This window comes from Paenibacillus lutrae (assembly GCF_009757775.1).
In the GTDB taxonomy this organism is placed as follows: Bacteria; Bacillota; Bacilli; order Paenibacillales; family NBRC-103111; genus Paenibacillus_F; species Paenibacillus_F lutrae.
Genome location: NZ_RHLK01000014.1, coordinates 44,008 through 58,143, shown reverse-complemented (window position 1 = coordinate 58,143; position 14,136 = coordinate 44,008). Strand labels below are relative to the sequence as shown.

General features: G+C 52.2%; 10 protein-coding genes. 8 read left to right on the top strand and 2 right to left on the bottom strand.

The genetic code is table 11. From position 1 onward, the window contains the following. Positions 1 to 86 precede the first annotated feature (86 nt). Positions 87 to 1,403, top strand: a complete 1,317-nt coding sequence (locus EDM21_RS19370; protein ID WP_157338094.1) for a deoxyguanosinetriphosphate triphosphohydrolase family protein — start codon at positions 87 to 89, stop codon at positions 1,401 to 1,403. 134 nt (positions 1,404 to 1,537) lie between these two features. On the opposite strand, the gene EDM21_RS19365 is transcribed toward EDM21_RS19370, so the two are convergent. Continuing rightward, positions 1,538 to 2,563, bottom strand: a complete 1,026-nt coding sequence (locus EDM21_RS19365; protein ID WP_157338093.1) for an EAL domain-containing protein — start codon at positions 2,561 to 2,563, stop codon at positions 1,538 to 1,540. 491 nt (positions 2,564 to 3,054) lie between these two features. Between EDM21_RS19365 and EDM21_RS19360 the strand changes: the two genes are divergently transcribed. Further along, on the top strand, positions 3,055 to 4,410 hold the full coding sequence (locus EDM21_RS19360; protein ID WP_157338092.1) for a dicarboxylate/amino acid:cation symporter: 1,356 nt from the start codon (positions 3,055 to 3,057) through the stop codon (positions 4,408 to 4,410). A 232-nt stretch (positions 4,411 to 4,642) separates the two neighbouring features. Then, positions 4,643 to 6,787, top strand: coding sequence for a YhgE/Pip domain-containing protein (locus tag EDM21_RS19355; protein WP_157338091.1), 2,145 nt, complete (start codon positions 4,643 to 4,645; stop codon positions 6,785 to 6,787). A 95-nt stretch (positions 6,788 to 6,882) separates the two neighbouring features. Here EDM21_RS19355 and EDM21_RS19350 read toward each other — a convergent pair whose 3' ends face one another. Continuing rightward, positions 6,883 to 7,506 (bottom strand): FMN-dependent NADH-azoreductase, encoded by a 624-nt coding sequence (locus EDM21_RS19350; RefSeq protein WP_157338090.1) that lies wholly within the window; start codon positions 7,504 to 7,506, stop codon positions 6,883 to 6,885. A 135-nt stretch (positions 7,507 to 7,641) separates the two neighbouring features. Here EDM21_RS19350 and EDM21_RS19345 point away from each other — a divergent pair, with 135 nt between their 5' ends. From EDM21_RS19345 to EDM21_RS19325, 5 genes are all read left to right on the top strand, one after another. Continuing rightward, positions 7,642 to 8,013, top strand: a complete 372-nt coding sequence (locus EDM21_RS19345; protein WP_338044023.1) for a winged helix-turn-helix transcriptional regulator — start codon at positions 7,642 to 7,644, stop codon at positions 8,011 to 8,013. Positions 8,014 to 8,285: 272 nt separating this feature from the next. Continuing rightward, a complete protein-coding gene (locus EDM21_RS19340) occupies positions 8,286 to 8,738 on the top strand; it encodes a MarR family winged helix-turn-helix transcriptional regulator (protein WP_420850678.1) in 453 nt (150 codons plus the stop codon). Between the two features lie 95 nt (positions 8,739 to 8,833). Continuing rightward, entirely contained in the window at positions 8,834 to 10,510 is a 1,677-nt protein-coding gene (locus EDM21_RS19335) for an ABC transporter ATP-binding protein (RefSeq protein ID WP_420850677.1), read from the top strand. After that, positions 10,500 to 12,497, top strand: coding sequence for an ABC transporter ATP-binding protein (locus tag EDM21_RS19330; RefSeq protein WP_157338088.1), 1,998 nt, complete (start codon positions 10,500 to 10,502; stop codon positions 12,495 to 12,497). The genes EDM21_RS19335 and EDM21_RS19330 overlap by 11 nt, the downstream gene beginning before the upstream one ends. A gap of 996 nt (positions 12,498 to 13,493) precedes the next feature. Further along, positions 13,494 to 14,048: a chorismate pyruvate-lyase family protein gene (locus EDM21_RS19325; RefSeq protein ID WP_157338087.1), complete on the top strand. Its 555-nt coding sequence runs from the start codon at positions 13,494 to 13,496 to the stop codon at positions 14,046 to 14,048. The last annotated feature ends 88 nt before the right edge of the window (positions 14,049 to 14,136 follow it).

The following is a 14,136-nucleotide window of genomic DNA, read 5'->3' as shown; positions in this document are numbered from 1 at the left end:
TCCCCTTTTCGTGTCAAAAAAGAATGTGCTACAATTTGGGGAACGTATCATGTCAGATTACGTTACATATAAGAGGGGGTCATGATATGGATTTGCGAAAATACCGGCTGGACGAACCTGTACTCGGCACGTTCAGTGAAGAGAGGGATGAATACGAGCGGGATTACGCCCGGCTCATCCAGTCTCCCGTGTTCCGCAGGCTGCAGGGCAAATCACAAGTGTTCGGCGCCGGAACAGGCGATTATTACCGGACCCGCCTCACCCACTCGCTGGAAGTATCGCAAATCGCCCGGGAAGTCGCGCGGCGGATGCGTAAACAGTACGCGTTCTGCTCTTCGGGCGAACATCCCGGGCTGATCGTGGACCCTGCGGTTGTAGAGTGCGCATCTTTGGCGCATGACCTGGGCCATCCGCCCTTTGGACACAAGGGCGAGGAAGTGCTGGACCGCCTGCTGGCGGAGGAGCACGGCCTCGCCTACGAAGGGAATGCGCAGAACTTCCGCATTCTCACATTCCTGGAGAAGCGGGCAGGCAGCGACAGCGGTCTGGACTTGACGGCGGCTGTTCTGCTGGCGATCAACAAATACCCGTTCAGTCTGGATGAGCCGGGCCGGCTCAAGGGCGTGTACGGGATGGAATGGCAGGGCATATCGCAGCTCCGGCATATGTGGAACATGCCTGCGGGGTGCTCTACGCTGGAAGCCCAGCTCATGGATTTGTGTGATGATATCGCGTACTCTACGCATGATATCGAAGACGGCATCCGCGCAGGTAAAATTCAAATGAACCGTTCCTTCTTCGAGGACGACCGGCTGGTCGGGCATCTGGTTCAGGAGATTGTAAACGATCAGGGGAATCTGGAGGTCGGCTGGGACCAGGTGGACATTCCGGCCATGGTCAAGCGGGTGCTTGCCTCTTACCTGGAACAGTGGGAAGTGATCTACGCCCAGTGTGACCGTGAGCCTTCACGGACGCGCAGGGAGATGAAGGCCCGCTGGGTCAGCACTTTTGCAGGGAAAGTCGGGATTATCGACGATCAGGATAAGGGCTGGAAGCGGGTCACTTTCGTCCAGGATGGACGGCAGGATCTGGACCTGCTGAGAACAATGGAAATCATCAAGAAACTCGCCTGGGTGACGCTGATCAAAGATTTCCGGGTTCAGCGCCTCCAGAAACGCAGCGAGATTATTATCCGCCGGTTGTGGGACAGCTTCAAGGTACAAGATCAGGGCAGTCTGATCATCCCTCCGGACTGGATAGAGAACTATGAGCGCCACCGCAGCGTATGGCCGTGGCCCCGTCTGGTTGCCGACTATATCTCCGGCATGACGGATGCCTATGCGGAGAAAGTCGCCGCAGAACTCTACGCCAGCAAAAGCGGCACCATCTACGAGATGGACTAACCGGCTCCGCACTCCAGCTTCGGGCAGTCCGTCAGCCTGACAGTCTGACGGGCGGGCGTATCAATATAGCCTCGTTGATTCCTGACAGACTTCCAGAGGAGCGGAAGCGGCGTTAAGAAGTGCAGCGCGCAGCATCAGGCACGCAGGGGCTCCGGCTCCGGCTTGCCGAAATAATACCCCTGAAACCACTCATATCCGAGATCCCTTAAGCATTCCAGGTCATCCCGGTCTTCAATCCCTTCGGCAAGCGCGCGTGAATTCAGCTCCTGGGTCATCTGGACCACGGCTCTGGCGACACGCTGCTTGCCTTTATCTTTGGCGATTCCGCGGCTGAATTCGATAGCCAGCTTCACGACATCCGGTTCCAGTTCCGCCAGAACCTGCAGACTGTTGAAGCCCGTTCCTACATCGTCAAGCGCATAACGGAAGCCGTGAGCTTTGTAGTATTCCAGAATACTGCGGAGATGCTGTTTGTTCTTTATTTCTTCGCTCTCCACAACTTCGAACACAATAGACTCCGGACGAATGCCCGAGCGTTGTACCATATCAACGGTAGATTGGAGGCAGTGCTGCGGATTATAAATGGACGTCGGCAGGAAATTGATAAATACCAGCCCGTCCCCTAATCCCACCGCATTTTTAACCGCTTCCAATCTGCAGGCACGATCCAGCGCAAACAAGCGGTCCCTTGCCTTAGCGGCCTGGAACAACTGCACCGGAGGAATGATTTCTCCCGCTTGTGACGTGCCACGGGATAGAAGTTCATAGCCTATGATGGAACTGTTCTTTCCATTATAGGAAACGATCGGCTGGTAGAAGGTGCGGATAGACCGGTTACGTATAATATCGTCGATCCAGTGGGCGTCCCTCGCCTCTTTAAAGGACAGGATCGGTTTGAGTTTATCGAGACCGTTATACGGGTCCTGTTTTGCAGTTTCCACAGCGAGAATGCCATTGGCTTGAAGATGTACCGCTATATAATCGAGCATCGCATTAAATAATGATTCGTGCATCCAGAATAATCGCGGATTAATTTTGCACCAATGATCCGGCGGAAATTCCGGTAAATAGGCATCCAGAAACGCGGAAGATTCATTTTGACTGAAGTAGACCGTGTAACCGCGCTCCCCAACGAAGCAGTTTGAGCAAGTGATTGCCATGAACGTTCTCCTCAAGTCACAAATTGGATGGATACTCGTTTATATTACTGAACATTGGCTATAAATTACAAGCCATGTCAGCATATTTTTGTCCGGAATGAGCCATTCAGCCGTTCATTATAACGATCCGCCCCGTTTGCCCCCTCTCCTTCTTACTTCCACTTCAATTTCCCCCTTTTCCTTCCAATAGATATTTCGTTTTCGCTCATGCTTATTCCAAATTAAGTATTTCTCATTCTCCCCCGGACATAATACTTGTAGAGTCGGCCGACCCTTTAATTCAAGGAATCAAGGAGCGTTATCCCCTTTATTTATTTGGTTTATTTTTTTATAATATCCGGTAAAATTGGTTGTCTCCTCCTAAAATCTGCTAAATCGTTATTTTCCAGCATATAAATAAAATAAAATTTGTGCCTTGACACCTATCACTGCTGGTAGTACGATACATACATCATTTCCGACTATAAACATAGGCATTAAGGGGGATTACCATGAACAACAATTTGATTCAAGCCTTCCAGACGAACTGGATCAGCTTAGTCATTTCTCTAGTCGTCATCGGCTTTCTTTATTTTCTCGGCAAAAAGCGTGTCAGCTTCGGCTACCGCGTCCTGATCGGTCTCGGAATCGGTCTTGTCGTCGGTATTTTCCTGAATGCTTTCAAGCTGGACGCCAAAAGCGTGTCAACCATAGGAAGCATTTATGTGAATCTGATTAAAATGATGGTTATTCCACTCGTTGTGGTGCTTGTTATCAACAGCATCGCCGGAATTTCCAATCTGGGTCAGCTGCGCAAAATCGGGATCAAGACCATTTCCCTATTCCTGGCTACTACAGGTGTCGCAGCGCTGATCGGCCTGCTCGTTGCTCTGGCTTTCAATCCGGGCTCCGGGATTGCGCAGAGCGTGCCCCAGAACTTCAAACCGAAAGAGATTCCAACCTTCTCCCAGGTTATTCTGGATCTCGTACCTGCGAATCCTATTAATGAGATGGCGACCGGCAAAGTCGTTCCCGTGCTTATCTTTGCGATCTTTATCGCGGTAGCCATCGTGCATATCGGCTCCAAGAAGCCGGAAGTTGTACAACCGGTGAAGCAGCTGATCGAATCGCTTGCCAGTGTCCTTCACCAGGTCATCAAGTATGTGATCCGCTTAACACCTTACGGCGTATATGCACTAATCGCCGCTATGGCAGCCAGATACGGCGTCGAAACCTTAAAGCCGCTGATCATGCTGATTATTGCGACCTATACGGCACTTCTGCTCCACTTCGTTATCACATTCGGCGGCCTTGTAACTTTCGTAGCACGAGTCAATCCGCTCAAATTCCTGCGTAAAGCTTATCCGACAATTGCGGTTGCTTTTACAACACGAAGTAGCTACGCAACCCTGCCGGTTAACCTTGAAGTTCTGACCAAGCGCATGCGTGTATCCCCACGTATCGCGAGCTTCGTGGCTCCGCTCGGCGCAACGATCAATATGAACGGCTGCGGCGGTGTGTGGCCGGCCATGGTAGCCATTTTCGTCGCCGGCGTATACAACATTCAGCTGGGCGTGTCCGACTACATTCTGATCGTCCTTGTCAGCATGATCTCTTCCGTGGGCGTAGCCGGTGTTCCCGGACCTGCCGCCATTTCGACCACTGTCGTGTTAACCGCCCTCGGCCTTCCGCTGGAAGGACTGGGACTGACGCTTGCCATCGACGCGATCGTCGATATGGGCCGTACCGCTGTCAATGCAACAGGTACAACCGTATCCACTCTTATTGTGGCTGATTCCGAAGGCGAATTCGACCGCGCCTCGTTTGACCGCGACGAAGAAGATGAACTGGAACTGAACCCGGCTTAAGAAGCCGCTGATCTTGGCCGATACTTGCTGTACAGTACAGTGTCAGCATTAAAATCTTCTCTTTAATAAAAAAGCGTACAGTCTATCTGGAACGAACAGATAGACCGTGCGCTTTTTTCTGCATTTGCCGGCCGCCTCGGCACCTCGAGTATCTGCGGGTGTTGGGTATGCCTGGCAGAGTGCCATGCCATACTAACAGGACATTCCCACCCAGACAGGAGAATTCTACGCCATGAACAACATCGGGAGCATTTATAGCCGTGACATACGGAATATCGTGACCAACTGGGCCGCAGCTGTCGTCATACTCGGACTTGTTTTACTTCCTTCGCTGTATGCCTGGTTTAATATTAAAGCCTCCTGGGACCCTTACGGACAGACAAGCGGTGTCCTCATAGCGGTCGCAAACAATGATCAGGCAGCCGATCTGCGCGGACAAGCAATTAATTTGGGCGAGGAGATTGTCACTTCTCTGAAGAAGAACCACAAAATCGGCTGGACCTTCGTCGATCAAGAGGCTGCGCTCCGGGGAGTTGAGCACGGCGATTATTACGCCAGCCTTGTAATTCCAGCCGACTTCTCGGCCAAAATCGCCACTGTGCTGACGGATGACCCGCAAAAAGCGGAGATTTTGTACACCGTGAACGAGAAAATCAATGCGGTGGCGCCCAAAATCACCTCCAAAGGAGCCTCCAGTGTGATTGAAGAGGTGAGCGGCAATTTTGTCAAAGTGGCGAACGGAACCATTTTTCGGATTTTTAATGAGGTCGGTATCGAGCTGGAAAATGAGCTGCCGACGATCGAGAAAGTAAGGACTCTTGTGTTCAAGCTTGAAACGATTTTCCCGGAATTGAATTCAGCCGTAACCACAGCGCTCACCGATGTGAAGAAAACTAATGAGATTATTCGCAAAGCGCAGGACAACCTCCCCATCGTATCCCGGCTGGCCCAAGACGGCGAGCAATTTACGAGCCGGCTCGGGGATTATCTCAGCAGAAGCTCTGAGGCGGTCAAAGCGGCGGCTCCGGATATCAAGCAGGACCTGATCCTGCTTCGGCATACCGCCGCTTCAGCGGAAGAGCTGACGGGGATTCTGCAGGATGCCGCGGCTGACCCTGCGCTCGTTAAATCGGCCTTGGACCGGACTGCAGGGCGGTTAACATCTGCTGTCGGGGCAGCAGACCGGATGGCCTCTTTGTTCGGGCAGCTCAACAGCTCCGGCGGATCACAGGTGCTCACTTCCGTCATAGAGAAGCTCCAACAGACGAAGAATCGCTTCCAGCAGATGCTGACGTTGGTCAACCAAATCACAGAAGGACTCGATAAAGGAGAGCAGCCTGCCAAGGAGCTCGTTGATAACCTCAGCCGGTTGTCGGAGGAGGCTGACAGCCTTCTCGGGGATATTCTCCAGCGGTATGAAGGCCAGATTCAGCCGCAGATCCTGCAAGCGATGAAGCAAGCCAATACTGCGGCCCGGAATGCCCATAACGTGCTGGTCGAAGCGAATAAGAGCATCCCGGATCTGACGAAGATCCTGCAGGACGCCGCCAAGGGCCTGACACTCGGAGACCGGGAGCTGCATGCGATCCAGAGCCAGCTGCCCGAGGTGGAAGCCAAGGTCAAAGGACTGGCTGAACGCATCCGTTCTTTTGAGAAGGAGGGCAACCTGGCTGAAATTATTGATCTGCTAAAAAACAATTTCGAGAAAGAAAGCGAATTTTTCGCGGAGCCTGTCTTGTTAAAAGAAAACAAACTGTTCCCTATCCCGAACTACGGCTCCGCTATGTCGCCTTTCTTCACGACCTTATCGCTATGGGTCGGAGCTCTGCTGCTCGTCTCCCTGCTTACCGTGGACGTCCATGAGCCGGTTTACCGCAGCTACCAGGTGTTCTTTGGCCGCTACCTGACCTTCCTTACGTTAGCAATTCTGCAGTCGCTTATGGTGACACTGGGGGACATTTATATTCTAGGCGCCTATGTGGCGGATAAACTGGGGTTCATCAGCTTCGGGATGTTGCTCAGCGCCGTCTTTATGCTCATTGTCTATACCCTCGTGTCGGTATTCGGTAACGTGGGCAAAGCGCTGGCCATTGTACTTCTCGTGCTCCAGCTGGCCGGATCAGGCGGCACCTTCCCGATCCAGGTTACACCGCCGTTTTTCCAAGCGATTCATCCTTACCTCCCTTTCACCTATGGGATCGATTTGATGCGCGAAGCCGTCGGCGGCATTCTATGGGATAACGTGTATTCCGATGTCTTCATGATGGCCGTCTATGTGGGGATTACACTCTTAATCGGTCTGGCTTTGAAGGAAACCATCAATACAGCCAGCAGGAACCTTGTCAAGAAGGCAAAGGAAAGCAAGCTGATCCATTAGGCGCAGCCGGCCGAAAAACACAAAAAACCGTCTCTCTCCTATAAGAAGAGGGACGGTTTTGGGACAGGTATTACGAACAGACTGGAATCAAATTCTTAGAATTTGACAGCCGCTTGAACGGTCGCAGCCAAGCCCTGTTCAACGATTTCACCCGCACGGTCCGGGAACTGGTTATGGGATTCGATGATGACTTCCTCAGGGTTGATTCCCCACAAAGCCAAATTCGCCTTCACATAACGGATTGCGGATTCAAAGGAGCTCATCGGCTCTGTAGAATAAACACCGCCGCGGGCGCTTAGCAGAACCACTTTTTTGTCGCCTGCAAGACCGACCGGGCCTTCAGCTGTGTATTTGAACGTTTTGCCGGCTTGGGCCAGGTAGGACAAATACGTGATCACTGGTGCCGGAGCTGTATAGTTCCATAGCGGGAATGCCAGCATAACTTTATCCGCTGCCAGGAATTGATCCAAGTAGGAATTCACAGTGTCCGCCATTTGCTGCTCTTCGGCAGTCAGGTCAAAACCCTGATTGATTTTGTATAAAGCCGTGATAGCCGTATTACCGAAGTACGGCAGGTTCGCTTCGAACAGATCCAGTTCAATAATCTCATCGTTCGGATTCTGCTCTCTATATGCCTTTACAAAGGCTTCGTACATTTGAACACTGACAGCTTGTTCAGCCGGACGGTCGTTAGCTTTGATAAAAAGAACTTGTGACATGATAATCCTCCATAATGTTGGGATAGGTTTTAGAAAATATTCTAATTATGTTAGTATGACATAAAGGTGCAATTGAAGGAAGTAGACACATTAAAGTATCCAAGTATCCTAAAAGAAACCTAAGGGGGAATGCCCGTGTCATCCGATGCAGAATCTTGCCAGGTTCAGCCGGCGCTGGAGATTATCGTAGGCAAATGGAAGTGTAAAATTCTGCTCCATCTGCTCTTTACCGGGACGAACCGGTTCAGCGAACTCCAACATGCCCTGCCTGGTATAACCAAAAAAATGCTGACCACTCAGCTTCGCGAACTGGAAAGCCAGGATATCGTGCAGCGTGTCGTCTATCCGATTGTTCCGCCCAAAGTCGAATATTCCTTGACCCCTTATGGCAGAACCCTTGAGCCTGTTTTGAAAATGATGCATGAATGGGGTTCCACCCATGTAGAGCACATGCGGATCAAACAGCAAGAGATTGAGACTTACGCATTGACCGCAAGCAAGGGATAAGATAACGGGCAGGTTAAATAGAGAGGAACGGAGTCTATCGTTTAGATTCTTACCGCTTCATGCAGGCGCCGCACCGCGTGCCCAAATCTGCTCGCGATACAAAACCAGAGGAATACTCCAACCACATTCACTAAGAACAGCCAGCCGCGGAAATCCCGGTTGGCTGTTCTGCTGTTTTGCTGTTTTGCTGTTTTGCACAACTTCTCGTTGACTGCCGGCCACGCTGGTTTTACAATAATCATTAGCCGACTAACTAAATAAGGAGGACTGCAATGTCTATGAATATCCATGAATCAGATTCTATGATGCAGATTATGTCCCGGGTGATCAAGCTTCACCGCAGACATTTACATAATCAGCTGCAGGACTATGAAGTCTTTCCAGGCCAGCCTCCTCTGCTGATCCGTCTGGCCGAGAAAGACGGGCAGAGTCAGAATGAACTAGCCGGGCAGATGCGCGTTAAGCCTGCAACTCTTACCGTGATGATCAGCCGCATGGAGAAGACTGGCCTCGTGGAGCGCAGAGCAGACAGCAAAGATATGCGGGTCTCAAGGGTATACCTGACGTCAAAAGGCCACCAAGCTACCGAAGCCGTCAAAAAAACACTCGCCAAGATCGAGAATGTCAGCCTGGAACAATTCACACTGGAAGAAAGGCTGCTATTCCGGCGTTTTCTGCTGCACGTATATGATAATTTAAATGAATTAGATGACAGCCTAGACTAGATAGCCGACTAACTAAATGGTGGTGAACCGCTCTGTTTAAACTCAGCCGTTATATCAGGCCTTACTGGAAGGCCGCACTTCTGGCGCCACTCCTGATGCTGCTTGAAGTCTACATGGACCTGCTGCAGCCCAAACTGATGGCCGATATTGTCAACCACGGGGTAGCATCCGGGGATCTTGCCTATATTCAGCGCACCGGGCTCCTCATGCTCGGCGTGGCCTTGATCGGGCTGATCGGCGGAGCAGGCTGCACAATTTTCTCCAGCATGGCTTCGCAAAGCTTCGGTACCGATCTGCGGGCCGACCTGTTCCACAAGATGCAGACATTCTCCTTCCGTAACCTGGACCGGTTTAAAGCCGGCTCCCTCATTACCCGTCTGACTGGTGATGTCGTTCAGGTTCAGACCCTTGTACAGATGACCCTGCGCGTGCTCGTACGCGCCCCTTTTCTGGCGATTGGCGGCGTTATTATGGCCTTCATCATCAGTCCCAGGCTGGCACTTATTCTCGCCGCATCTGTTCCGGTCCTGTTCCTGGTCTTATTCATCCTGATCCGGCTGTCCCAGCCCCTGTTCGTACAAGTGCAGCAGCGGCTTGATGGTGTAAACACCGTTCTCCAGGAGAATCTGAGCGGGATTCGTGTCGTCAAAGCTTTCGTCCGTGCCTCTTTCGAGAAGAGCCGCTTCGGCAAAGCTAATCGTGACTACACCGAAATCGCGCTGAAAGCGGCCCGGACCCTCGCCATCAACATGCCGGTCATGACGTTCATTATGAATGTGATTCTGATCGCGGTCCTCTGGTACGGCGGTGCCGAGAATTGGAACGGCAGCCTCCCGGTAGGCGATTTGATCGCTTTTCTCAATTATGTGACACAGGTGCTCACCTCGCTGCTTTCCGTCGGCATGATGATGATGTTCGTCTCGCGAGCCAGAGCATCCGCCGACCGGATCAATGAAGTGTTCGAAGCGGAACCGGAAATTACGGACAAGGCGGATGCTTCTGTGAGCGCAATTCATTCAGGAGAAGTCGTGTTCGACCGCGTCTCCTTCGCCTACGGCGAGGACCGCGGCGAGCTGGCTCTCCGGGATGTCAGCTTTACCGCCCGGCCCGGGCAGAAACTGGCTATTCTGGGAGCCACGGGATCGGGCAAGTCCTCACTCGTCCATCTGATTCCCCGCCTGTATGACCCGACCGAGGGACGGGTTCTCATCGACGGCACCGACGTCAGGGACATAGCGCTGGAGCACCTGCGCAGCCGCACCGGCATTGTGCTGCAGCAGGCCATCCTGTTCAGCGGGACGATCCGCGAGAACATCCGTTACGGCAGGCCGGATGCCTCGCAGGAGGAGATGGAATCGGCCGCCCGGGCGGCCGAGATCCACGACTTCATTGCGGGCCTTCCGGACGGCTACGACACGCTGCTCGGCCAGCGGGGCGTCAACCTGTCGGGCGGCCAGAAGCAGCGCATCTCCATCGCGCGCGCCCTGCTTGTACGCCCGGCGATTCTCATTCTCGACGACAGCACGAGCGCCGTCGATCTGGCAACGGAAGCGCGCATCCAGAAGGCGCTTAAAGAGCAGATGAGCCGCAGCACCTGCCTGCTCATCGCGCAGCGCATCTCGTCCGTTATCGATGCGGACAACATCATCGTGCTCGAAGACGGACACATTGCGGCTCAAGGCACCCATGCCGAGTTGATGCGCTCCAGCACCGTGTACCGGGATATCTATAAATCCCAGCAGGGAAAGGAGGAAGTTATTCATGGCGGATGACACTAACCGCAGCCGCTCCGGGTCCGGCAGCCCGGCAGACGCTATGGGAGGCGGACCCGGGCGCGGCGCGGCTCACGGCGGCTCCCGTGTGCTGCCCAAAGTCCGCCCCAAGAATACGGGCGCGACACTCAGCCGGCTGAGCCGGTATCTGGGCCGCCAGCGTAAAGGTCTGATTACCGTTATCATTCTAACGGTGCTAAGTGCCGGTGCGGGCTTAATCGCCCCCTACCTGCTCGGCAGAGCCATAGACGCCTACATCATTCCCCGGGATTACTCCGGACTGCTCCAGCTCTGCTTCCTGCTGCTGGGCCTCTATGTATTCAGCAGCGCCATGCTGTGGTTCCAGGCCTATGTCATGGCCGGAGTCACGCAGCGTACCGTAGGAAGCCTCCGGCAGGACCTGTTCACCCATCTTCAGAAGCTGCCGCTTAAGTTTTTTGACAGCAGAACGCACGGGGAGCTTATGAGCCGGACGACGAACGATATCGAGAATGTATCCAATACACTGAACCAGAGCCTGATTCAGCTGATGACCAGCGTGGTTACCATCATCGGCTCTCTGGCCTTCATGCTGGCGATGAATGTATGGCTGACACTTGTCAGCCTGGCTTCTATTCCGCTCATCATTTTCCTTACGGGTCAAATTTCCAGACGGACGCGGAACCATTTTAAAAGCCAGCAGAAGAACTTAGGGGAACTGAACGGCTTTATTGAAGAAACCATATCCGGTCAAAAAGTCATTAAAGTGCTCCGCCGGGAAGAACAGGCGGCTGCCCAGTTTAATACGATCAATGCTGCGCTCCGCAAAGCGGGTACTCAAGCCCAGATTTATTCCGGCATGGTCGGTCCGTTCAATAACGTCGTGAACAACTTCAGCTTCGCTCTCATCGCGGCTATAGGAGGCTGGATGGTCATCAACGGCTGGACAACGCTCGGAATCATTGTCAGCTTCCTCAACTATTCCAGGCAATTTACCCGTCCCATCAACGAATTGGCGAATCAATACAACCTGATCCAATCCGGAATTGCGGGAGCCGAAAGAGTTTTTGAAGTGCTGGATGAAGGGACGGAATATACGAGCGGAGAAAGTGGAGCAGGCACGGACACTGAAGCGGCCTCAAACGAATTAACGGGAGGGGGTTCGAAGCAGATTTCAGAGCCTGCTGCCGGCCGGACCGCAGTACAGAGCGTGTGGGCGGCTGACGGGCAGAACAGAAAAGCATCGAATGGTCCGGCTCCGTTACAGCCGCTGGCGGGCAAAGTCGAATTCAAGGACGTTTCCTTCTCCTATCACAAGGAATCTCCTATTCTCTCTGATGTGACCTTCGCGGCAAATCCCGGGGATACCGTCGCATTAGTGGGACCGACCGGAGCCGGCAAAACCACGATTGTCAATCTGCTCACCCGGTTCTATGACATTGACCAGGGCAGTATCTCTATCGACGATGAGGATATCCGCCATCTGGACAAAAGCTTCCTGCGCAGCCAGCTGGGCATCGTCCTCCAGGACGCCTACCTCTTCTCCGACACGCTGCGCGAGAATATCCGGTACGGACGGCTCGACGCCACCGACGAAGAGGTAGAAGCTGCCGCCAGGCTGGCTAACGCGGACGGCTTCATCCGCAAGCTGCCGCAGGGATACGACTCGGTTCTCTCTGCCGAGGGGAGCAACCTGAGCCATGGACAGCGGCAGCTTATCACGATCGCGAGAGCTATTCTCGCCGATCCGGCTATCCTCATCCTGGATGAGGCCACAAGCAGCGTAGATACACGCACGGAGATGCACATCCAGGAAGCGATGGGCGTACTGATGAGAGGACGGACCAGCTTCGTCATCGCCCACCGGCTCAGCACGATCCGCGATGCGGATCTGATTCTGGTCCTAAGCAGCGGGAGAATCATCGAGCGGGGGACTCACGAAGAGCTGCTGAACGCCCGGGGATTCTACTATGACCTGTATAGCAGCCAATTTCGTGAAATCGTGTAGGATGGATGCGCGGACAATGCCCCTTATGGCTAAACTAAAGCTCGTGCAATAGACCCGACTCATTTGTACTTGCCTCTGCTCAATGCGCCAGCAAGAACCTCGGAAATCCTGCTCCTGGCGAACGGAGCCTTTCTTTACCGGATACTTGCAAGAGCAGCTCCTCCGGTTGAACTGTGACCCCTAAGAAGGACACTTGAACAAAAGTGGCCCTCTTGCGGGTCACTTTATTTTTAATCCCCGAAATGATGAGAAGCGATTCGAAAATGTCCGCATTAAGCCCAGTACCATGTGTAAAAGCAACAGATCCTCTCCCGGGACCGGGCCATGACTGCGTCCGGACAATCAGGCGTTGAAATAATTCCAGGCATTCAGGAACCATAAGAGATTACCTCTCGCCGCATCAATCGCTAGATTATGGACGAGGGTGCAGGTGCAGTTACAATTATAGGTTACAGTTATAGTTACAGTTGAAATTTTCATCACGGAGGATAACAGATCAGACAAATGATCCAGAATTCCTTTGCAGCTGGAACCGTAATCATCGAATATATTCAATTTGTTCGCTCCCGCCGGAGGGTCCATATTTCTTTACTTCACATCTCTTCTCTTTACCCCCATATGCAGAATAAAATTGTTATTTCCAGGAAAATATAATACTTTATTGTGTAAACACACCCCAATTATTAACCTTACACGAGTTAATACATTTGTTGAAAAATTAGAGACCCGCACGTTCATTGTCCACAGTCCCCCCCGGTAATACCCCACATAAATCGTAGAAAAAATATCTCCATTTAAAGTAAGCGGATGCCTCATAATCTAATCCATTCAGTGCTCAATCTTGTAAAACTCAGGATAAAACTTCATGAGCGCCTTTTCACGGCAGCTTTCCTATTAATAAAAGTAAATATTATCCTTCCAGATACTACTAATAATTTGAAAATTTAACTATTTTATATATAATCAATAGTAAGAAACAAAGATCAAAGGAGGGTCATGACAATCTACACGGACAACGAACAGGAACAGAGCTTAATTACAGACCTTCTGTTACAAACGGACGGAACGACAACCCGCACGATTGAGATTATCGTTCGTAATCAGGTCAATATTCACGTTTATGAACATGACCGCGCAGCTCCGGAATGTATTCCGGAGGAGGTCCGGCAAGCTTTTCCGGCAGGCAGGCAATTCATCAGACGCCTTTCGAGCTTAACTTTGCCCGGCAGTGTGTTATCTTACAATATTGTCTATGCGAACCTGCTGTCGCTCCCAGCCGACCTGGCCCGGCAGCTCGATAACCGGCAGTTTCCGCTCGGCAAACTGCTGGCGGAGTATCCGACCCGAAGGGAAATAACGGAGACCGGAATCGAGCACAGAAATAACATGAAAGAATTTTCCCCATATCACCTGAGCGCTCCTACATACCTTATGAAAAAATATAAGATTATGGGGGGAGATTCGTGCTGGTTCTACCTGATCGAATATTATGATCGTGATGCAATTGTCCGCTCCGCTTCCCGCATTTCTTCCGCCTTCTTTCCAAGCTGACAACCGGCTCTTACTTTCACGAATCAATAAACGGACCAATAAGTCGTCAATAATTAATAAAAAAGCGCCTTCCCCAACCCGGGAAAGA